Here is an 18,559-nt window from a genome sequence, read left to right as displayed (position 1 = left end):
TCTCACACGGCGCGAACCGCCTCGTAACCAGTCGTCAACCAGTGCACCGTGCGGTCGACGGCCGGCACGATCGCGGACACTTCGATCTCGCCGCACGCGAAGCGTCCGAGCAATCCGTAGACCAGGCTCGACAGGATGGTGTCGAGATCTCGGACGAAATCCGCGTCGACCCCGTCGAGCGCCGCCATCGCCGCGGGCACGACAGCGTCGAGCCCGTGACGCAACAACATCTCGCCGCCAGGTGCCGAGCGAGCTCGGAAATAAGCCGTGAGCAGGGCGGGATGTTGTTCCCATGGCTCGAAGATGGAGCGCAGGACCCGCATCAGCCCGATGGAGAGGGTTTCGCCCGGCTCGAGGGCACGCACCTCCAGACCGGAATACCGGTTCGCCTCGAGCCACCAGTCCAACGCCGCCAGGATCAACTCTTCACGAGAACCGTACAGCTTGTAGATCTTGGTCAGCGATACCCGCGCATGACGCGCGACATCGCGCAGCAACATCGTCTCGTAGCCCTCGGCTTCGAGCAGTTCGATCACGGCACGACAGATCCGATCACTCGCCTCACCCGGTATCTCCGGCCCCGCGTCGTGCTCGCTCGCCATCAAGTCGAACTTCCTTCCGGCACATCCCTGTAGTGGCCCGCTCGACGAGTGGGCCACTACAGGGCATATTTCCCGAGAGTGTCGCGAGACTGCAAGATGGCGATCATGGTCCGAGAACCACCGGGTTCGTTCAGGCAGCCCGCACCTTCGAATCGAAAGTGATGTGCAGATCTCGCAATCCGCGCAACAGGAACGTCGGCTCGTACTGGTAGTTGCGCTGACCCGACGGGCCGTGAACGCTGTCATCGATGGCGAGATCGCCGATTCGGTCGAGCAGCCGATTGAGGGTGACCTGCCCCTCCGCCCGTGCCAGCGGCGCACCGGCGCAAGTGTGGATCCCGCGACCGAATGCGATGTGTTCCCGAGAGTTTCGACGGTCGAGTCGAAATTGGTCCGGGCTCTCGAACTTGCGCGGGTCGCGGTTCGCGGCACCGATGCACAGCATGAGCACCGTTCCGGCGGGAATGTCCACCCCACCAACTTGCGTACTCTTCTTGGCCAGACGGAAGTCGACCTTGGTCGGGCTTTCGATCCGCAGTGACTCCTCGATGAATTGTCCGACGAGACTGCGGTCGTCCCGCAGAAGCTGCTGATATTCCGGCCGCTCGGCCAGAACCTTGACAGCCACACTGAGGAGTTTGGTGACCGTTTCCTGGCCTGCGGCGAACAGGAAGGTGGCGGGCCGGACGAGTTCGATGATCGAGGGCTCCGAACCATCGGGATAGGTTGTCGAGGCCAGAACGCTCAGGATGTCCTCGCGCGGTGTGCGTTGCCGATCGGAGATGTAGGCGCTGAACGTATTGTCCAGCCACTCCAGCGGATTGAGGCCGACCGGCTCGTGATCGAGAGCACCGACGCGGCTTCCGGGCCTCTCGTGCCCGGCCAGCGTGGCCCGGAACTCGTCGCGGTCCGCATCGGGTACGCCGAGCAGATCCGCAATCACCAGCGTGGCATAGGGTTTCGCGTACTCACCGAGGAATTCACACTTCTCGTTGGCGATGAACTCGTCGAGCTGACGATCCGCCTGATGCCACATGTACTCTTCGTTCTCCTTCAACCGTTTCGGAGTCAGGAGTTTGGCGAGCAGCGCCCGAGTACGCGTGTGGTTGGGCGGATCCATCGTCACCATGTGCTCGTTGATCGGGAAGTGGTGGCGGTTCGCTTCGATCTGCGCGGTGATGTCGTCGCCCTCGGGCTGAAACGGCAGCGGCGGGAACGGGCCGCCGATCGATATGGCCGCGGAGAAGGTGCCGGCGTCGCGAAATACCTCGATCGCCTCTTGGTAGCCGGTCACGGCCACGACACCGTAGTGCGGCTCCCGGAACACGGGGTTCTGGTTACGCAGGTGATCGAGGTACTCGTACGGGTTCTGAGCGATGTCCGCATCGGAGAAGTAGTCGACTGATGCCAGATCGGTCATTCGCGCGCCAGCCTTTCACGGCGGAGTGAGACAGGCCCCTCGTCATCCCGTTGCCGGTCTTGGGGCTCATGAGTCTCATGCTTACTGTTTCATGGTTCTGATCAGCGGTAATATCATTACCGGTACATGAGAATATCACTTCCACTGCGCCATGGAAAGCACAGCGCTCAGGTTCACCGACCGATGAGCGCCCCAGCTCGGACCAGCCTCGAACAGCGCGCAGCCCAATTCGGCCACCGCACTACCAGCCGCGGCAGGCCGGTGACGTCGACGAGAATCCGGACGACACTGTGCTCGCCCTGATCGAGAATTATGGCGACAGGTCACCGATCCCAACGGTCGTGGAATACGACTTCGGACACTGGGCGGCGGCGAACTGGGCCGTAGACGCCACGTGGCCAGCCAGCTACCACATGTCCGGCGAGGGCCCAATCCCCAGGCGCAGCAAGGCTTCGCCACCATAGGATGCCCAACTGGTCAGGCAAGCACCCGGCCCCGACGCTCGAGCAGCGAGCAGAAAGTTCTGCACAGCCGGAAAGATCGAGCCACCCAGGAGCAGTTCGGATGTCGTCGTGAAGCGCTGCCGAGTCAGACAGTGCTGCCGCCGTCGGCGAGCAACGTGCTGCCTGTCATGAAGGCCGATAGATCCGACGCGCAGAACAAGGCGACACGGGCAATGTCATCCGGCACACCAACCCGGCCGATCGGTCCGCTGAGCATCAACGGCGTCGGCGGAGTGTCATCATCTCCGGCGGGCATACCCGCTGCCGCGTGCGCCATCATGTTGCCTTCGGTGGGGACGAAGCTCGGCGCGACTCCGAGCACTCGAATGCCCATCGGTGCGAGTTCGAGCGCCAGCTCACGGGTGAGACCACGCACTGCATGCTTCGATCCGACGTAGGCAGCCAAACCCGGTGCGCTGGCACGGAATCCAGCGGTCGAAACGATGTTCACGATGGCTCCACCGCTCCCGGCAGCGGACATGCGCCGCGCTGCCTCGCGCGCGCCGAGAAACACACCACGGGCATTCACCGCGAATACCTTCTCCCAGTCCGTATCACTCATCTCCAGCAGCGGGATACTGGGGAACACACCGGCGTTGTTGACCCAGATATCGAGACCGCCGAGTTCCGCGACCGCCCGATCGGCCGCTGCCGCCACGAGACTCCCGTCGGTGACATCCATGGCCACCCCGATCGCCCGGACGCCATACGCCTCGGCTACCTGTTCAGCAGCAGTAATCGCCAGGTCGGCCTCGATGTCGCCGATCAGCACGTCGGCCCCGGCCTCGGCCAGGCGTAGCGCGATCGCCTTACCCAGCCCTCGACCGGCCCCGGTCACAACCGCCCGCTGTCCCCGGAGCGAAATCAGCTCTGCCAGGGATTTATCCGATACATCAGGGATGGACACGGAATCTCCTCTTACTCACCAGAATCAGCCTCTCAGCTAAAAGTAACCATATTGGTTACTCTTTGCAAGACTAGAATAGGTCGACCGCGAAACCTGCCTGCTTGCCCCGATTCCCGACCGAAGGACGTCCATGACCGCACTCCGCCAGACCAATTCACCTGGTGAGCGCGGGGCCGCGGGAAAGCGTCGGCGCGGACCGAATGCCTCCACACCGGCGCGGCGCGCGCAGATCGTGCGCGCTGCGTTGGAGAGCTTCGCACAGCACGGTTATGAGCGTGCGTCGTTGCGGGACATCGCATCCCGGGCACAGATAACCCATGCCGCTCTCCTGCGGCACTTCTCCGGGAAGGACGAATTGCTCGTTGCCGCCCTGGCGCAACGAGATGAGGACGAAGAGAAACTCGCAACACAGATCCGCGCGTCCGGGACCGCGGGGGCAAGCGTGCTGAGCGAGGTCCTTCGGGGCGAATTCGACAACCCCGATTACCAGCGCAATTGGATGGCATTCGCCATCGCTGCCACCAACTCGGCCCATCCCGCACATGATTTCTTCATCGAGCGCCGCGAACGCCTGCGCGCACACCTGGCCAGCGACTCACTGCCCACCGCGCAGGACAGCGCCGACCTGTCGGCAGAGGAGAAGGTCACCCTTGTGCTCGCGATGATCGACGGCCTGCGCATCCAGTCCCTGCTCGACCCGTCTCGCGAAGTTCTCCGGCTCCTGGAAGTTTTCATGAGATCGGTCATCGTGCCTGGCGACAACGAATCGGCGCCTTCCGCCCCTCACTCAAACCGGGCGGGATACGACCCCGGCAGGGCGACAGCAGGGCCAACCACCCCGTCGACGCTCTAGAGCCGGTCCAGCTCCGGCCCACGCGCTCCAACTCAGTATCAAGTTCGGCGATCGCGCCGAGATCGGCGGCCAAAACCCTTGCATACCGGCCGAATCCGACAATAATGACACACGGGGGTATCTATTATCATTTTTCGGTAATGTGATTCTCGAGAGGGCTTGTCGATGACTTCAGCAACGGAGCAGCTGATGCGTCTGGCCACGGCCGACGACCGCTTCGATCACTCACACAGCGAGCTGCGAGCCAGTCAGCTCGCAGCGCTCAACGAACGATTCTCCGAACGCCGCGATCGCATCAAACTGCTCGCTCGCCGGGCGGACGAGGCCGGGCTCACCTCGATCCAGCGGTTCGAGGACGCGATCCCGCTACTGTTTCCGCACACCGCGTACAAGAGCTATCCCGAAGCGTTCCTGACCGGACGTAAGTGGGATCGGCTGGGCAAGTGGCTCGGCACCGTCTCGCCCTACCCGATTCCACCGATCGATACCTCCGACATCATCGACATCGATGACTGGATCGATCGACTCCAGACCGAAGGGCACCATCTGACCTGCACCAGCGGCACTACCGGGAGGCCCGCCATGCTGGTGTCCTCTCAGCAGGATCTCGAGTGGTCGTGTGCGGACGTCGTCGCAGTCTTCGCCTGGGGATCGGGAGTGCAGCCGGCACAGGATCGGCGGATGCTGGGAATCGCGACCACCGCGTCCTCACCCCGGAACACCGCGATCGGCACAGCCTTGCACACGGCATACAGCGATCCGGCCAAGGAACCCTTCAGGATGCCGATCCCGCCGATCACGACCGGCTCGCTGACCTCGATGATCGCGTTGCGCAAGAAGATCGCGGACGGGACCGCGCTACCCGAGGAGCTGGCCACTTTCGAGCGCACGTCCGAGCAACGTCAGCAAGCACTCGACAAGGCGATGGTGGTAGCTGCGGAGACACTCGTCGCGCACCGCGAGGAGAAGCTCTATCTGTCGGGTATGTGGAGCGCACTGTACGAGGCCGCCCGGCTCGTGCGCGAGATGGGCAGCACCGCAGTGGATTTCCACCCGGACAACTGCCTATACGTCGGTGGCGGCCGCAAGGGCGCGCAACTACCAGCGGATTACGAGGATTTCGTCAACGAGACATTCAACATCGGCGCCGAGCGCAAGTTCCAGATGTACTCCATGCAAGAACTCAACTCGGGGATGCCGCGGTGTCAGGCGGGCGGTCGTTATCACGTGCCGCCGTGGGTGATTCCGTTCGTTCTCGACGAGGACGGAGAGGTGCTGCTCTCCCCAGACGAAGGTGAGATCGAAGGACGCGCGGCGTTCTTCGATTTGTCCTTGGACGGCCGCTGGGGTGGGGTCATCACCGGTGACAAGATCTCGCTCGACTTCGGCCGATGTGCCTGCGGCAATGCCGGACCGTCGGTGCGCGACGACATCACCCGCTATGCCGAGCTCGCGGGCGACGACAAGATCGCATGCTCCGGCACCGTCGACGCCTACGTGCGGGGGCTGGCATGACGACCACCGTCTCCGCGCCGTTCTTCCTGCGCGGCACACTGATCGAGGGTGATGATGTCGTCCAGCGCTCGCGTGATCTGGGCGTGGCCTTCGCGACCCCACAGCTGTCCTTGGACCAAGCCGTGCATCCACGCAGCGAAGTCCCACCGCTGTTGGATGTGCCGGTCACCGACATCATCGACTTCCTCGTCGAGGCCGGGAAACGACTCCGCGACCCCGGCAATCCCTTCCTGGCCGATTGCCTGGAGCGGATGACCTCGACTCATGTTCTGCCGCGAACGATGCTCGAGGCGCAACTGGAATACGCGGCGACATATCTCGATCGCCGGGTGCTGGAAACGTTGGTGGAGCAGAACTTCCCCGATCCCCGAGCCCTCGATGGGTGGATTCCCAAGCAGGACTTCACCGGCCGCAGGAGCTTCATTCGCGCGTTCGCACCACGGCTGATCCACGTCCTGCCCGGCAACGCTCCGAGTGTCGTCGTGGAGTGCATCGCGCAGGCTGCGCTGGTGAAGGCGGTGAATCTGTTCAAGATGTCCTCGAGCGATCCCTTCACCGCGGTAGGGATTCTCCGCACGATGGCCGACATTGATCCGGATCACGCGGTGGTGCGATCGATGTCGGCGGTCTATTGGCGGGGCGGGGACGAATCGGTGGAGCGGGTGCTGTTCCGCCCGCAGTACTTCGACAAGATCGTGGCCTGGGGTGGCGGCGACGCGATCGACAACGTGATCAAATATCTCGGTCCGGGCCTGCAACTGGTGTCGTTCGACCCGAAGACCTCGATCTCGATGGTGGGCCGGGAGGCGTTCGCGTCCGAGAAATCCGTGGATCGCGCAGCCGAGCTGGCTGCCGCCGACATCATGGTGCTCAACCAGGATGCCTGCGTCGCAAGCCGTTTCGTCTACCTCGAAGCAGATCCCGCACAGTCCGACCACTTCTGCGAGCGGCTGTACGCACACATCTCCGAAAAGGCTGCCGCGTCGGGAGATTCCCGCCCACTCGCCCCCGACCTCCGCGAGCAGATCGACACCTTGGCGATGCTGGACGACGAATTCCGAGTCTGGGGCCGCACCGACGGCACCGGCGTCGTGATCCGCTCCGACGAACCTGTCGACTTCCATCCGATCAACAAGACCGCCAACGTCGTTCGCGTCGATTCTCTCGATGACGCACTACGTCATGTCACCGTCGCCACCCAGACGGTCGGCTTCTACCCCTTCGACCGCATACCCGCGTACCGTGATCGCCTCGCCGCCCGCAGCGCCCAGCGCATCGTCCATCTCGGCGAGGCAGGCCCAAGCACCATCGGCAACCCGCACGATGCCATGTATCCGCTACATCGGTTCGTGCATTGGATGGCACATGAGGACGGCACCACCCCGGCGGAATAACCGGATGCCGACCGGCTGATCGGGTCACCACGAGAGTGACCCGATCAGCCGGCTCCTCAGATCATTTCAGCGTGCTACCCGCATCGACCGTCATGGGAAGCCCGGTGATGTAACGGGATTCGTCCGAGGCCAGGAACAGCACCGCATTGCTGATATCGACCGCTTCGACCCAGCCGACCGGCAAGATGTGCATCAGCCGAGCGGGCGCCACGAGATCTTCCGGGCCCGGGTTCTCCAGATCGGGCCGGAACATCTTCATCGTGCTCTCGTTCATGAACATCGGAGTGTTGCAGTTCGTCGGATGCACCGAGTTCACCCGGATGGAGTGTTCGCCCAATTCGACGGCGAACGTACGCATCAGACCGACGACCCCATGTTTCGCGGCGATGTAGTGGCCGGTGTTCGCCAGCGCCTTGAGCCCGCCCACCGAACTGGTCAGAATGATGGACCCACCGTGCCCGCCCGACAATAGGTGTGGCACAACGGCTTTCACCGACTTCCAGACCCCGGAGAGGTTGATGTCGATCACCGCATCCCAATCCTCTTCGCTGGTCTGATCGAGCGTCGCACCACCCAGGCCGATTCCCGCATTGGCCACGATGATGTCCAATCGGCCCAGCTGCTCCACCCCGCTGTCCACTGCGCTCTGTAGCGCTTCGAGATCGCGGACGTCGACCTCCGCGGTCACGATCCGTCGGCCGAGCCCCTTGACCAAGTCCGCAGTCTCAGCCAGGTCTTCCGGGGTCGCAGGCGGAATCCCCTCGCTACCACCGACCGCCTTGCAGACGTCAATCGCGATGACATCCGCACCCTCCTGCGCCAGCCGCACCGCGTGGCTGCGGCCCTGCCCTCGCGCCGCACCCGTGATGAAGGCGACTTTGCCTTCGACCCGCCCGCTCATGAAGCACCTCGGTTCATCGTCGATCGGGCATACCGATGCCCGCCGTTCGCCGATCCAGGCTTGCCGGACCAATCGAACGAATACCACTTACAAAAGCGAGAGTATCATTCTACTATTCACGAGAACACCACTCTCTCATGATCGTCGGGACGCCTTGACAGCCGAGGCGAGCCGGGCCGCGACGCCGCTCGAAGGCCCGGTCCGCCGCCCCTGACTCGAACCGAAAGTTGGCCAGACATGACCGATCTCGCCGAAGTCGACTACTTCACCGACCCGGCCGTCACCCAGAACCCTTACCCGTATCTGGACCACCTGCGTAGCCGGAATCCGGTATTCCGCGAACCCCATCACGATGTCGTCGCTGTCACCGGCTACCAGGAGGTCGTCGAAGTTTTCCGAGACCCGGCCACCTTCTCAGCGGCAATCTCCATCGGCGGCCCCTTCCCGCCCCTGCCGTTCGAGCCTGCCGGCGACGACATCTCCGCGCAGATCGAACAGCACCGGCACCTGTTCCGGATCTCCGAGCACATGGTCACCATGGATCCCCCCGACCACACTCGCACTCGTGCGCTCTTGAGCCGCCTGCTGACTCCCAAGCGACTCAAGGAGAACGAGGACTTCATGTGGCAACTCGCCGACCACCAGCTCGACGAGTTCCTCGCCAAGGGCCGGTGCGAATTCCTCACTGATTACGCCAAGCCTTTCGCCACACTCGTCATCGCCGACCTGCTCGGCGTGCCCGACGCCGACCGCGACGAATTCCGCGCCCGGCTGGCCGGTCAGACGACCCCCGGAACCATCGAAGGATCGATGTATGAGCAAGCGACGGGGACGAATCCGCTCGAATGGCTGGACGAGACGTTCAGCACCTACATCGCCGACCGGCGAGCGCATCCCCGCACCGACATTCTCACCACCCTGGCCACCACGAAATACCCCGACGGATCGACGCCCGAGCTGATCGAGCTCGTTCGGCCGGCCACGTTCCTGTTCGCCGCCGGGCAGGAAACCGTCACCAAACTGCTCAGCGCCGCCATCCGAGTGCTCGCCGAGCAACCTGATCTCCAGGAGACATTGCGTGCGGACCGGAGCCTGATCGGCGCGTTCATGGAGGAGGCACTGCGGACGGAAAGCCCCACCAAGGTGGACTTCCGGCTGGCCCGTAAGACCACCCGGCTCGGCGACGTCGACATTCCGGCGGGCACCGTGATCATGCTCTGCCTCGGTGCGGCCAACCGTGACCCGCGCAAGTTCGAGGACCCGGACGAGTTCCGACTCGACAGGCGAAACGCCCGCGAGCACATAGCCTTCGGCCGCGGCATCCACACCTGCGCAGGAGCACCGCTAGCTCGCGTGGAAGGCAAGGTCACCTTGAATCGCGTCCTGGACCGATTCCACGACATCGCCATCGATGACAGCATCCACGGACCTGCCGACGCCCGCACCTACGACTACGAGCCGACCTTCCTGCTCCGTGGACTGCGAAACTTGAACATCACCTTCGCGCCGACCGCGCCGACGCATTAGAAGACGCACACACCTCGCCCGATCGCGGGCCGAGGACGGCAGAAAGCTACGAGCGACCGTACTCCGGTCAGCGGATCGGGCCGACTCGAGGCGCGCCCGATCTGTATGTCCGGACCAAACCGGCGAGTCCGAGGTTCTCAGCGAGACTCCGCCAAAACGTCTGTGCACAAACATGTTTCAGACCACAGAGATCGACAGGCACCGAGAGCGCCGGACCTGAACCCGCATTCCTGCCTCCACAAACGAGAGTGTCGTTCTACAATGATCGAGAGTCGCATTCTCTCCCATGTAATCGGAAGGGGTTCAGTGGACTCCCATGCAATCGCCGAGGTCATTCCATGACTGCATCACGCCCGATACCAGTCCCCGACGATCTGTCCGCGGATTACTGGGCAGCCGCCAGGCGACACGTACTGTCCCTCCCCCGATGCTCCCGATGCGACTGGTTCGCGTTTCCCCCGACGGAGACCTGCATGCACTGCGGCACCACAACACCCATGTACAGATTCGAACCGGTCAGAGGACGAGGATCGGTGCGATCGTGGACAGTCGTCCGCAATGCCTCCCTCCTGGGATTCGCCGATCGGGTGCCCTATCTGCTCGTGGATGTCGAACTAGCCGAGCAGCCCGGACTGCGTATGGTCGCGCAGCTCTTGGAAGGTCCGGAAACCGTTGTCCACGTGGATGATCCGGTCCTGGTCACATTCGAGGACATCGACGAGGAATTCTCGATCCCGGCCTTCACTCTGGCAGGCGGATCCACGGCGAACCGCACGACGAGCCCAACACCCGATGGATCGATCCGGTGACCGGCCGGTTCCCCGCGAGTGGGCAGGTAGCGATAGCGGGGTTCGCCCACAGCGACATACGTCGTCACTTCGATCGCTCACTCGGCGCGACAACCGTCGATATCGCTCGGGCCGCCATCGCCGACGCCGGGCTGACGCCTTCAGCGATCGACGGGTTCGTCACGTCGTCCTTATTTCCGACTGCCGGGACGCACACCGTGCAGGACGGCTCCAGCACGGTGACCGCCAATTGGCTGGCCGACCGGATCGGGACCGACCCCCGCTACATCGCCAGCTTCCAGGGCATCGGCCAGATCCCCGGCGCGGTGGCCCTGGCGGTGAACGCCATCGCTTCCGGTTCAGCGAATTACGTTGTGCTGCACAGGGCATTGCACAACCCAGCCGGCGGGTACCACGCCAATTCGATGGCCGCGGCGGCAGGACCGAAGCAGTGGACCGCACCACAGGGGTACGGCGGACCGCTACCGATGATCGCGCTGCCCTACAACGAATATCTGCAGCGCTACAAGGCCGATCCCGAGGCGATGGCAGCGGTCGCGGTCGAGGCCCGTAAGAACGGCGCGAGAATCCCCTGGTCGTACTGGGCAGACCGGCCACTGACCGCGCAGGAGTACCTGGCCGCACCGATGGTCAGCGATCCGGTACGCCGCCTGGATTGCGACATCCCCGTCGACGGCGTAGCCGCGTTCGTTCTGACATCCGCCGAACGCGCCCGCGATCTTCCGCACCGTCCCGTCTACATCGCCGGTCACGCCTCGAGCGGACCCAATCCACTACGGCTGCAATCGCATTGGCCCTTAGATGACATCATGGAGGGCGGCGACGCCACAGCTCGACGACTGTGGGCCTCAGCCGGTGTCGGGCCCGGCGATGTGGACCTACCCCAGTTGTACGACGGGTTCTCCCCGTTCATCTATTTCTGGCTCGAGGTACTCGGTTTCTGCCCTGTCGGCGAAGCACACCGATTCGTTCGCGACGGCGGCATCGACAGCGACGACCCAGCCGGACTGCCAGTGCTGTCCGGCGGCGGCACTCTCGGCAACGGCCGAATGCACGGTATACCGCAGATGCTGGAGTGCTACCTCCAGTTGGCCGGGCGCGCCGGAGCACGACAGCGAGCCGCGACCGTCGGGCTCGCCTGCCATTCCTCACCGCACTTCGGCGGTGCCGTCGCGTACACCAACGAACCGTTATGACCGTGCACAGCAACCGAAATGGGAGGGCACACATGGCGACGATCCTCGCCGAACGACGCTCGTACGTAGCCGGCTCCTGGGTCGACGGAAACGACGTCATCCTCGTCGAGAACCCCGCAGACGAGACGGTCGTCACCGAACTCGTTTCCACTCCGCTCGCCGAGATCGAGCGTGCGATCGTCCAGGCACGCCGCAGTTTCGACAGCGGTGACTGGTCCGAGGTCCCGGACGCCGAACGCGCCCGCGTACTGCACACCTTTCTCGACCATGTCGAGGCCGCACGCGAGGAGCTGGTGGCGACCATGGTGGCCGAAGCCGGTCAGCCACTCGCATTCGCCGAACAGTCCCAGTTCCGGTCGGGAATGGCCATCGCGCGCAACACCATCGAGCTCTATCTGTCGATGTCACACGAACATGCGAATCCCGTTCCCCTGGACGAATTGACGCGGGGCCGGGTAGCACTGAGCATTCGACGACATGAACCGGTGGGTGTCGTCACCGCCATCACCCCTTACAACGCGGCATTCATCATGGCGCTTCAGAAGGTCGTTCCCGCGCTGCTGACCGGCAACTCGGTGATACTGCGCCCCAGCCCCCTGACGCCGATATCGTCGCTGATCTTCGGGTCCGCCGCTGACGCAGCCGGACTGCCGCCGGGAGTCCTCAGCGTGGTCGCAGAGTCCGGCTCGGCAGGTGCCGAGTTGCTGACCAGCCATCCCGCCGTCGACATGGTCTCGTTCACCGGATCCACGGCAGTCGGCGCCCTGATCGGAGTGCAGGCCGCACCGACCATCAAACGAGTCGCGCTCGAACTCGGTGGCAAATCGGCACAGATCTATCTGGCCGATGCCGTCACGAAGGCGCCGATCGGCGCCTCGGTCGTTGTGGCCAGGATGGCCGGCCAAGCGTGTGTCGCCGCCACCCGGATGCTGGTTCCGGAGAAACACAAAGATGAAGTGCTCGACACGGTTTCGCGGGCCTACGCAGGACTCCGGGTAGGTGCGCCCACCGCCCCTGATACCTCACTGGGCCCACTCATCAGCGCCGCACAACGTGCACGCTGCGAGCGGATCATCGAGCAGGCCGTGGACAACGGAGCCACAGTGATACAGGGCGGCGTACGCCCCGATGGATTGAACCACGGCTACTACCTCGAACCGACCGTGTTGGACGTCCCCGACAACGCCAATCCCGCGGCACAGGAGGAGATCTTCGGTCCGGTGCTGGCAGTTATCGGTTACCGCGACATCGACCAAGCGGTCGAGATCGCCAACGACAGCCGCTACGGCCTGTCCGGACAGGTCTACAGCGCCGACGTCACCGCCGCGACCGCGATCGCCAGGCGGCTGCGTACAGGAGCGGTGAACGTCAACACGGCCCTGGTCAGCGCGTACGCCCCGAGCGGGGGTTACAAGCACAGTGGCCTGGGCCGTGAACGAGGCCCGGACGGAATCCGAGCCTTCCAGGAAGTCAAACACCTTGTCATCGGCGAACTCCGATGACCGAATCACAAGGAGCTATCGTGCCCTCCGACCTTTCCCTGGATTGGCTCATCTCGGTCGACGACCACATCCTCGAACCGCCGAACCTGTGGTTGGACCGCGTCCCGCGCGCCGACCGCGAGCGGGCGCCACACATCGAGATCGATGCCGACGGCATGGACTGCTGGGTCTACGACGGCAAACGCTTCCCCAGTTCGGGCCTGAGTGCCGTCGCGGGAAAGTCGAAGGAGGAGTTCAGCCCGAAACCCTTGCCGTACAGCGAAATGCGACCCGGCTGCTACGACGCCAAAGCCCGGATCGAGGATATGGATCGCGCGGGAATTCTCGCCTCCCTGTGCTTCCCGACCATCACACGGTTCTGCGGCCAACTCTTCTCCGAAGCGAGCGATCATGAGTTCGGTTTCGTCTGCCTGCAGGCGTACAACGACTGGATGATCGAGGACTGGTGCGCCAGCGCGCCCGGCCGCTACATCCCGCTGGTCCTCATTCCGCTGTGGGATCCGAAACTCGCCGCGGGCGAACTGGAACGCTGCGCGGCGAAGGGCGCGACCACCTTCGCCTTCTCGGAAAACCCTGCGCCACTGGGACTCCCGACGATCCACGATGCGAACGGGTACTGGGATCCGGTCATGGCCGCGGCCAACGACCTGGAGATGGTGGTCTCGATGCACGTCGGCTCGTCTTCGACCGTGCCCCAGATCGCCCCCGACGCACCGTTCCTGGCGAACCTCGCCTGGGGCGCGACGCGTACCTCCGGCGCCATGCTGTCCTGGCTGTTCAGCGGAATGTTCCAGCGGTTCCCGACATTGAAGATCGCGCTGTCGGAAGGGGAGATCGGCTGGATGCCCTACTTCCTGGAGCGTGCCGAGCAGGTGCTCGACAAACAGCGCCACTGGGTGAAGAAGGGAATCCAGTTCAACGACCACGGCGTCAGCCGCAATGTCGACCTCGACTCCCTGGACATCCGCGCCACTTTCCGCGAGCACGTCTTCGGTTGCTTCATCGAGGACAGCCACGGCATCGCCAGCATCGACGTTCTGGGCGAGGACAACATCATGTGCGAGACCGACTACCCGCACTCCGATTCCACCTGGCCGAACTGCATCCAGACCGCGCGGGGGCTCATCGGTCACCTACCGGCCGAAACTCAGTACAAGATTCTCCGCGGCAATGCGGAACGGCTGTACCGCTTCACCCCCGCCGAGCCACCGGTCCTGGCCGGGGTCTGAGATGCCCGATTCGAAGCTGCATGGCTCACCGGATGAGTGAATCGATGCTTCTGGAAGGAAAAGCCGCCGTGGTCACCGGTGCCGGATCCGGCGTCGGTGCCGCGTCGGCGCGGCGCTTCGCCGCAGAAGGCGCTCGAGTGCTGTGTGCCGATATCAATCCCGACAGTGCCCGAGAGACTGCGGATAGTATCGAAAGTACTGGTGGCACAGCCTTTCCCGTAGCCTGCGACGTTGCCGACGAGGCGGATGTCGTGATGATGTTGAGAGCAGCGGTCGACCGGTTCGGCCGACTCGACATCGTCTTCAACAATGTCGGGGTGCCGACCCCGAGACTGGGCGCGTCACTGGAAGAACACACGGTCTCGGACTTTCAACGCTTGTTCGCGGTCAACGTCGGTGGGGCTTTCTTCGGTTGCAAGCACGCGGTCATCCAATTCAAACGCCAGCAGACCAGCGGCGTCATTCTCAACACCGGATCGGTGGACGGTCTGGTGGCATGGGGTGGTGCGGTGTACGGGGCCACGAAAGGCGCGCTGCACCAACTGACCCGCGCGGTCGCGATCGAGGGCGCACCATTCGGAATCCGCGCCAACGCCATCTGCCCGGCCGGGATGCCGTACACGAATTTCATGGCCGCCGGTGGTGCGGATATGACTGCCGAGTCGATCGCTCGAATAGCCCGGCACACCGCGGCCAGACATCCGCTGGGCCGCCCGATCACCGCACAGGACTGCGCGGAGGCCGCGGTGTTCCTGGTCTCCGACAGGGCCGCCGACATCACCGGAGCGCTGGTTCCGATCGATGGCGGATATGTGGCCGGATGACGGGCTGCCCGGTGCACGAGATGAGTTCATACGAAAGGAGTCCTGCTGATGTCCGGATCGGATACCTCCGTCGATGATCCCGGAGGGGACCGCACCCCACCAGCCTGGGCCGACCGGGCCGCCGCACGTTCTCGTGCGGTGCGGCGGTCCCGAGTCCGCAGTATCGAGCAGGCCCAGGCGATCGTGGCCGCCGCACGGCGGTTACTGCAGATCGAGGGCACAACATTGACGACCCAGGAGCTGTCCAAGGAAGCGGGCATCGCCCTGCAAACCTTCTACCGTCACTTCTCCGGGAAAGACCAGTTACTACTGGCGGTGTTCGAGGATCTGATCGCCGAGCGTGCGGCCGAGGTGGAAGAAACAGCGCGGGCGATGCCAGACCCGGTGGCGCGCTTGCATTACTACGTCGTCCGGTCGCTGCGCTCTCTACAAGGCGATGACGGTGGTTCCGGAGCACGGTTCATCACGGCCGAGCATTGGCGGCTCTACCAACTCTTTCCCTCGGAGATGGCTCGGGCCAACCAGCCCTTCGCCGACCTCGTCGAGCAGGAATTGCGTGCGGCCGCGCGTGCTGGTTTGCTGCGGCCCACCGATCCGGCGGCCGATGCGTGGCTGGCGATGAAGCTGGTCATGTCGGTGTACCACCACTACTCATTCGCACCCGCCCCGAACGATATCGACGATATAGCCGAGAAGCTGTGGACCTTCTGCCTCATGGCCTTCGGAGGTCTCTCGAATGAAAGGTAACCGAACGGCGATGGAGCCTGGGCCCGTCTTTTCCAAAGGTCGTGACCTCGATGCTGCGGTCACTGCTCTGCAGCCGTGGCTCGCCGATCGGATGGGCGTCGCGAGCGTCGTGCTCGACCGTCCAACTTATCCACGCGGCGCGGGCTTTTCGAACGAGACGATGCTCGTGACGGCGCATGTGGCCGGACACATCGAGGAGTTGGTGGTGCGGATCGCGCCCGCGCCGGAAAATCAGGTGTTCTACGAGCCCAAATTCCATCTGCAACACGACATCCTGGTGGCACTCGACAAGGCATCCGAAGTGCTGGTGCCCCGTGCATTGTGGTTCGAGACCGACACATCGGTTCTCGGGCAGCCGTTCTACGTGATGCGCCGCATGCACGGCAAGGTTCCGGTGAGCATGCCCGCCTACAACTCCTCGGGCTGGCTCGCCGAGGCAACCCCGGCGCAGCGCCGCACGGCGTGGGAGAGCGCCATGGCGCAACTAGCCGCGATCCACCGGATACCACTCTCGACAGTGTCTTTCATCGACCGGCCCGAGCACGGTCCCGCCGGGGACACACAACACCTGGGCTACTGGCGCAGCTACACGCAGTGGGCACTGGGCGAGGACATACCCGATGTCGTTCTGGCGCTGTTCGACTGGCTCGACGAACATCGCCCGGCGGCGTCCCGTCCGGGCCTGTCCTGGGGGGACGCCCGCATTGGAAATATCATGTTCGACAACGACTTCCGAGTCGTCGGTGTCATGGACTGGGAACAATCCTCACTGGCCGGTCAAGTGGCGGACCTGGCCTGGTGGCTCCTGTTCGACGATTCTCTCTCGATCGGCCAGGGAGTCCCACGACTGGACGGCCTCGGGACTCGCACCGAGACAATCGATCTGTGGCAGGAATCGACCGGCCTTTCGACCGAGAATCTGCACTGGCACGAAGTGTTCGCGGGTCTGAAGGCTGGTCTGTTCAGCCTGCGCAGCCATCGATCCATGCACCCACCGACCAATTCGGGCACCCGCCGCTTCTCCTATCTGAACCGAGCGTGCGAGCTCACCGGAGTCATCACCCCGGAGGACGCCCGATGAGTACCGTGCTCAGGCAAGCACCCCGGGACCCGAACGTCGTGTTGTCGGCGGACTGGCTCACCGCCACACTGGATCGGAGCCATCCGGGCGCCGTCGTAACCAGAACCGAAGTTGTCGAGCGCCTCGAGACAGTCGCGACCAAATTGCGCTTCAGAGTCCACTACACGCACCAGTCCGATGCTCCGATCGCGTTGTGCGCCAAGGGATATTTCAACCCGACGCAACAGCGCTTCCCACGTGCCGAGGGTGACTTCTACCGCTTCGCCGCCCATGATCTTCCGGTCCGTACACCACCGTGCGTACACGCGGCGGTCGACGAGGACACCGGGCATGCGCTCGTGCTGATGCACGATCTGGTCGCCAGCGGCGCTCGGTTCCTGGATCCTCGGGTCGGCTACAGCGCGCAGCAGGCCGCCGCGACGCTCGATCAGCTCGCCGCCCTGCATGCTGCCACTTGGGACAGGAGAAAGACTGCGCTGCATACGCTTTTTCCGTCTCGGCTGATTTCGCTGTCCGGGCATGTAAGCCCTGCGCAATTGCAAGAACTGCTGAACGACGGTCGAGCGCATGGGGTTTCGGCTTCGGTGCGTCGTGGCGACCGTCTGGCAGCGGCGATGGCCGCGATGGATCGTCTTCGCACTGAATCGCCGTCCTGCGTGGTGCACGGTGACCTGCACACCGGAAACATCTACGAATTGCCGGGCGGAGTCCCGGGGCTCATCGACTGGCAGGTCGTTCAGCACGGTGTGTGGGCCCTCGATGTGGCCTACCACCTGGCAACGGTCCTGAGCCCGGACGATCTCGCCGACCACGAACGAACCCTCCTCGACCACTACCTCGATCGGCTCTCGGCTCACGCCGCCACCCCGCCGGACCGGGATCGCGCCTGGTGGATGTACCGGGCGTATCTGCCGTACGGGTTCTTCCTCTGGGCGATGACTCGGCGGGTAGACCGCCCGATCACCGATCATCTGACCGGCCGACTCGGCCGCGCGGTCGAGCGTCATCGCAGTCTCGACCTGCTCGGCGTCTGAACCGCCGCCATATCGTCTCGGGACCCGCTGGTGGGTCTCGACACTGCAGGAAAGCGAGGCAAATATGCCCCATTCACGACCCCAGGACCTGCCTCCGGGAGGAGACGGCCGCTGGCCTCGGAGCGCAGCGGGCTTCCGTTCCCAGCAATGGGGGGACATGGAGGTGGGTTTCACCCGCACCGCCGGACCCCGGGACTGCACCGAACTCTATCGGGTGGGTGGAATGCCCGGCGGCGTATGTCCTTGTCCGCATTACGGATACATCTACTCCGGCACCATCCGCGCTACCTATCCCAATACCGGACTCCCCGACGAGACTGCTACCGCCGGAGAGGTGTACTTCTTTCCCGCCGGCCACATTCTGATCTACGAAGAGGCGACCGAGGCGTTGGAGATCAATCCGGCATACGCCCTGAAACAGTGCATGGACGTCATCGAGCGTGCGGCGGCACTCGGCACGCCGTAACAACGCCTGAATTGTGCCCGGCCTCCGCGCGGAGGCCGGGCACATCGCC

The 18,559-nt window shown here is 64.0% G+C and carries 17 protein-coding genes and 1 pseudogene; 13 read left to right on the top strand and 5 right to left on the bottom strand.

The features are described 5' to 3' along the window. Window positions 1-2 precede the first annotated feature (2 nt). The 4 genes and pseudogenes from ON40_RS37945 to ON40_RS37935 form a co-directional block, all read right to left on the bottom strand. On the bottom strand, window positions 3-602 hold the full coding sequence (locus ON40_RS37945; RefSeq protein ID WP_040830219.1) for a TetR family transcriptional regulator: 600 nt from the start codon (window positions 600-602) through the stop codon (window positions 3-5). A gap of 130 nt (window positions 603-732) precedes the next feature. Further along, window positions 733-2,022, bottom strand: coding sequence for a cytochrome P450 (locus ON40_RS37940; protein WP_040830218.1), 1,290 nt, complete (start codon window positions 2,020-2,022; stop codon window positions 733-735). Window positions 2,023-2,345: 323 nt separating this feature from the next. Beyond that, a pseudogene (locus tag ON40_RS50690) lies at window positions 2,346-2,659 on the bottom strand (nitroreductase family protein); the annotation flags it as partial. Continuing rightward, window positions 2,611-3,432 carry an SDR family NAD(P)-dependent oxidoreductase gene (locus ON40_RS37935; protein ID WP_040830216.1) on the bottom strand — a complete coding sequence of 274 codons (822 nt, stop codon included), beginning with the start codon at window positions 3,430-3,432 and terminating at the stop codon, window positions 2,611-2,613. The gene ON40_RS37935 and the pseudogene ON40_RS50690, both read right to left, overlap by 49 nt. Before the next feature lie 130 nt (window positions 3,433-3,562). On the opposite strand from ON40_RS37935, the gene ON40_RS37930 reads away from it, so the two are divergent. From ON40_RS37930 to ON40_RS37920, 3 genes are all read left to right on the top strand, one after another. Then, window positions 3,563-4,285 carry a TetR/AcrR family transcriptional regulator gene (locus tag ON40_RS37930; RefSeq protein ID WP_083896223.1) on the top strand — a complete coding sequence of 241 codons (723 nt, stop codon included), beginning with the start codon at window positions 3,563-3,565 and terminating at the stop codon, window positions 4,283-4,285. A gap of 165 nt (window positions 4,286-4,450) precedes the next feature. Then, entirely contained in the window at window positions 4,451-5,800 is a 1,350-nt protein-coding gene (locus ON40_RS37925; RefSeq protein ID WP_040830214.1) for a hypothetical protein, read from the top strand. After that, window positions 5,797-7,194: an acyl-CoA reductase gene (locus ON40_RS37920; RefSeq protein WP_040830212.1), complete on the top strand. Its 1,398-nt coding sequence runs from the start codon at window positions 5,797-5,799 to the stop codon at window positions 7,192-7,194. The genes ON40_RS37925 and ON40_RS37920 overlap by 4 nt, the downstream gene beginning before the upstream one ends. 61 nt (window positions 7,195-7,255) lie before the next feature. Here ON40_RS37920 and ON40_RS37915 read toward each other — a convergent pair whose 3' ends face one another. After that, window positions 7,256-8,095 (bottom strand): mycofactocin-coupled SDR family oxidoreductase, encoded by an 840-nt coding sequence (locus ON40_RS37915; RefSeq protein WP_040830211.1) that lies wholly within the window; start codon window positions 8,093-8,095, stop codon window positions 7,256-7,258. A 237-nt stretch (window positions 8,096-8,332) separates the two neighbouring features. Between ON40_RS37915 and ON40_RS37910 the strand changes: the two genes are divergently transcribed. The 10 genes from ON40_RS37910 to ON40_RS37865 all read left to right on the top strand — a co-directional run bounded on the left by ON40_RS37910 (window position 8,333) and on the right by ON40_RS37865 (window position 18,510). Then, on the top strand, window positions 8,333-9,622 hold the full coding sequence (locus tag ON40_RS37910) for a cytochrome P450 (protein WP_040830209.1): 1,290 nt from the start codon (window positions 8,333-8,335) through the stop codon (window positions 9,620-9,622). 338 nt (window positions 9,623-9,960) lie between these two features. Next, complete coding sequence (locus tag ON40_RS55600; RefSeq protein WP_051194201.1) at window positions 9,961-10,431, top strand: Zn-ribbon domain-containing OB-fold protein; 471 nt, start codon at window positions 9,961-9,963, stop codon at window positions 10,429-10,431. Next, complete coding sequence (locus tag ON40_RS37900) at window positions 10,428-11,627, top strand: thiolase family protein (RefSeq protein WP_040830207.1); 1,200 nt, start codon at window positions 10,428-10,430, stop codon at window positions 11,625-11,627. The genes ON40_RS55600 and ON40_RS37900 overlap by 4 nt, the downstream gene beginning before the upstream one ends. 32 nt (window positions 11,628-11,659) lie before the next feature. Continuing rightward, window positions 11,660-13,129: an aldehyde dehydrogenase family protein gene (locus tag ON40_RS37895; protein WP_040830206.1), complete on the top strand. Its 1,470-nt coding sequence runs from the start codon at window positions 11,660-11,662 to the stop codon at window positions 13,127-13,129. A 20-nt stretch (window positions 13,130-13,149) separates the two neighbouring features. After that, the gene (locus tag ON40_RS37890) at window positions 13,150-14,358 is read left to right on the top strand and encodes an amidohydrolase family protein (RefSeq protein ID WP_040830203.1); all 1,209 of its coding nucleotides are present in this window, start codon (window positions 13,150-13,152) and stop codon (window positions 14,356-14,358) included. 44 nt (window positions 14,359-14,402) lie between these two features. Next, complete coding sequence (locus ON40_RS37885; protein WP_040830257.1) at window positions 14,403-15,182, top strand: SDR family NAD(P)-dependent oxidoreductase; 780 nt, start codon at window positions 14,403-14,405, stop codon at window positions 15,180-15,182. Window positions 15,183-15,230: 48 nt separating this feature from the next. Further along, complete coding sequence (locus ON40_RS37880) at window positions 15,231-15,929, top strand: TetR/AcrR family transcriptional regulator (RefSeq protein WP_051194199.1); 699 nt, start codon at window positions 15,231-15,233, stop codon at window positions 15,927-15,929. Further along, on the top strand, window positions 15,919-17,010 hold the full coding sequence (locus tag ON40_RS37875) for a phosphotransferase family protein (RefSeq protein WP_245568170.1): 1,092 nt from the start codon (window positions 15,919-15,921) through the stop codon (window positions 17,008-17,010). Before ON40_RS37880 ends, ON40_RS37875 begins: the two co-directional genes overlap by 11 nt. Beyond that, window positions 17,007-18,044 carry a phosphotransferase gene (locus tag ON40_RS37870; protein WP_040830200.1) on the top strand — a complete coding sequence of 346 codons (1,038 nt, stop codon included), beginning with the start codon at window positions 17,007-17,009 and terminating at the stop codon, window positions 18,042-18,044. The genes ON40_RS37875 and ON40_RS37870 overlap by 4 nt, the downstream gene beginning before the upstream one ends. A gap of 157 nt (window positions 18,045-18,201) precedes the next feature. Further along, window positions 18,202-18,510 carry a cupin domain-containing protein gene (locus tag ON40_RS37865; RefSeq protein ID WP_040830198.1) on the top strand — a complete coding sequence of 103 codons (309 nt, stop codon included), beginning with the start codon at window positions 18,202-18,204 and terminating at the stop codon, window positions 18,508-18,510. Window positions 18,511-18,559 lie beyond the last annotated feature (49 nt).

This window comes from Nocardia jiangxiensis NBRC 101359 (assembly GCF_000308615.1).
In the GTDB taxonomy this organism is placed as follows: Bacteria; Actinomycetota; Actinomycetes; order Mycobacteriales; family Mycobacteriaceae; genus Nocardia; species Nocardia jiangxiensis.
The sequence above is the reverse complement of the archived record's forward strand: the minus strand, read 5'-3'. Positions and strand labels throughout refer to the sequence as shown.

Excerpts from the sequence above, each read along its gene's own strand:
- ON40_RS37945 (WP_040830219.1), bottom strand. The coding sequence starts at position 602 with ATGGCGAGCGAGCACGACGCGGGGCCGGAGATACCGGGTGAGGCGAGT.
- ON40_RS37940 (WP_040830218.1), bottom strand. The coding sequence starts at position 2,022 with ATGACCGATCTGGCATCAGTCGACTACTTCTCCGATGCGGACATCGCT.
- ON40_RS37930 (WP_083896223.1), top strand. The coding sequence starts at position 3,563 with ATGACCGCACTCCGCCAGACCAATTCACCTGGTGAGCGCGGGGCCGCG.
- ON40_RS37925 (WP_040830214.1), top strand. The coding sequence starts at position 4,451 with ATGACTTCAGCAACGGAGCAGCTGATGCGTCTGGCCACGGCCGACGAC.
- ON40_RS37920 (WP_040830212.1), top strand. The coding sequence starts at position 5,797 with ATGACGACCACCGTCTCCGCGCCGTTCTTCCTGCGCGGCACACTGATC.
- ON40_RS37915 (WP_040830211.1), bottom strand. The coding sequence starts at position 8,095 with ATGAGCGGGCGGGTCGAAGGCAAAGTCGCCTTCATCACGGGTGCGGCG.
- ON40_RS37910 (WP_040830209.1), top strand. The coding sequence starts at position 8,333 with ATGACCGATCTCGCCGAAGTCGACTACTTCACCGACCCGGCCGTCACC.
- ON40_RS55600 (WP_051194201.1), top strand. The coding sequence starts at position 9,961 with ATGACTGCATCACGCCCGATACCAGTCCCCGACGATCTGTCCGCGGAT.
- ON40_RS37895 (WP_040830206.1), top strand. The coding sequence starts at position 11,660 with ATGGCGACGATCCTCGCCGAACGACGCTCGTACGTAGCCGGCTCCTGG.
- ON40_RS37885 (WP_040830257.1), top strand. The coding sequence starts at position 14,403 with ATGCTTCTGGAAGGAAAAGCCGCCGTGGTCACCGGTGCCGGATCCGGC.
- ON40_RS37880 (WP_051194199.1), top strand. The coding sequence starts at position 15,231 with ATGTCCGGATCGGATACCTCCGTCGATGATCCCGGAGGGGACCGCACC.
- ON40_RS37875 (WP_245568170.1), top strand. The coding sequence starts at position 15,919 with ATGAAAGGTAACCGAACGGCGATGGAGCCTGGGCCCGTCTTTTCCAAA.
- ON40_RS37870 (WP_040830200.1), top strand. The coding sequence starts at position 17,007 with ATGAGTACCGTGCTCAGGCAAGCACCCCGGGACCCGAACGTCGTGTTG.
- ON40_RS37865 (WP_040830198.1), top strand. The coding sequence starts at position 18,202 with ATGGAGGTGGGTTTCACCCGCACCGCCGGACCCCGGGACTGCACCGAA.